The sequence below is a fragment of the Methanosarcina spelaei genome, from assembly GCF_002287235.1.
Classification (GTDB): domain Archaea; phylum Halobacteriota; class Methanosarcinia; order Methanosarcinales; family Methanosarcinaceae; genus Methanosarcina; species Methanosarcina spelaei.
Genome location: NZ_LMVP01000259.1, coordinates 1 through 1,568, shown reverse-complemented (window position 1 = coordinate 1,568; position 1,568 = coordinate 1). Strand labels below are relative to the sequence as shown.

Below are 1,568 nucleotides of genomic sequence, written 5' to 3'. Positions count from 1 at the left end.
TGGAAGAGGTAGCGTAATGGCGCGATTCATAGTATAGCTTCTTGTCGCACCTGCGGAAAGTGAGCAGTATAATAAGGATGCGAGTATTACTCCATTATATCATGTATTAAACTCCTCAATGATTATGAATCTACAAAATAATTTCAGGATACAAAACATATAAAAAGGTCGCTCAAGCGCGAAAGGGTACTATGCAAACGTGAAAGGAAATGTAAAAGATCCTGTGGAAAATCACAAGAATGCTGCAAACTTCGGCGAGATTGTCTCAGAGCTGCATGAGCTAAAATATCCGGAATAACATCAACCTTTTGAGATAAAAAATTAGTTGTTTTCCAGATTTTGGCAGCATGTCGAATTTTCTACACAATAACTTCTTGATATTTGTGATTTTATATAACTTTTGATATGCTACCAAGACCTTTGATATGTACACACATGCGTACCATTTGCAAAAAATGAATTGCTTTTTTCCTTCTGTTTGGATTATTTATAGTTTCATTGCAATATATAAATTACAAAATTTATCTTTATCTTTAATAGGGGGATATTAAATGATACATTTATGGGAGTATGATTCTCGCAGGATTGATGGTTTTAACACGCCACAACAAATGAGCGACCTTGAAAGAATCGGAAACGAAGGCTGGGAACTGGTTTTTATCAAGAGTGATATTGATGAAGAAGGAAGGGTAACTGCTATTTTCAAACGGGCAAAGCTCGAGACGATATCTTTATAACTTTATTTTTATCGCATTATTTTTATCACTTTTTGTGCAATCCACATTGAATTAAGCATTTTGTCTTTTTTTCAAAAACTAAATTTTGAAGAGCAGAAGATATTTTCATGGCATATTAATGCTTATCCTGCTTTCGGCAGGTCGACATAAAAATTCATTCAATTTTTCTATTGATATCGTTTTTTTCAGAACTATTTAAATTAAATTTAAATTAAAAATTACTAAATGTTAACCATAACATTATTAATATATATTTGTAACAAAAGGAGAGAAACGACAAATCAGAATAGATATCTAGTCCTCATGATACTGATTTTTAACTGAAACTACAAAAACTAATGATGAAGAATATTTAAGTGTTAGAATGTGCTTGCTGCCGAATGTAGGCTTATAGTTCAAGGCCGATAATTGCATAGGTAGGACTTACGCGGTTGAACTGAGAAACCGATAGCATTAAACCTTCAACTATCTAAAACACTGACTATCTAACACTGAACCAGTCACAACGCTAAATGTTCTTGATTTTATACCTCAAGTGCGTAAGTCCTAGTCTTTTCTCATTAGAAATTGCAGTCTTTCCTGCTGAAATTCGGATGTATTTTTGTCAATTCAAGGTTTGAAATATTTTTCCTTTTCTTTCATTTCTAGTTCCTTTTGTTTCTTCAACAGTTCTCTTAATGTTGGTGGAACTGGGCACATACTTGCAAGTTTTTTGTTATCCATAATGTATGTAGGCTTTTTTTCTATTTTTACGTATCCTCTTCAAATTTAAGGGATTTTCAACCGCATAAAAAATATAATAGTTTTTCCATTTTCCCTTATCATATTTTG

General features: G+C 32.4%; 1 protein-coding gene. It reads left to right on the top strand.

What is annotated here, in order from left to right:
• Window positions 1-551 precede the first annotated feature (551 nt).
• Window positions 552-737, top strand: a complete 186-nt coding sequence (locus ASJ81_RS12490) for a hypothetical protein (protein WP_095644722.1) — start codon at window positions 552-554, stop codon at window positions 735-737.
• Window positions 738-1,568 lie beyond the last annotated feature (831 nt).

Excerpts from the sequence above, each read along its gene's own strand:
- ASJ81_RS12490 (WP_095644722.1), top strand. The coding sequence starts at position 552 with ATGATACATTTATGGGAGTATGATTCTCGCAGGATTGATGGTTTTAAC.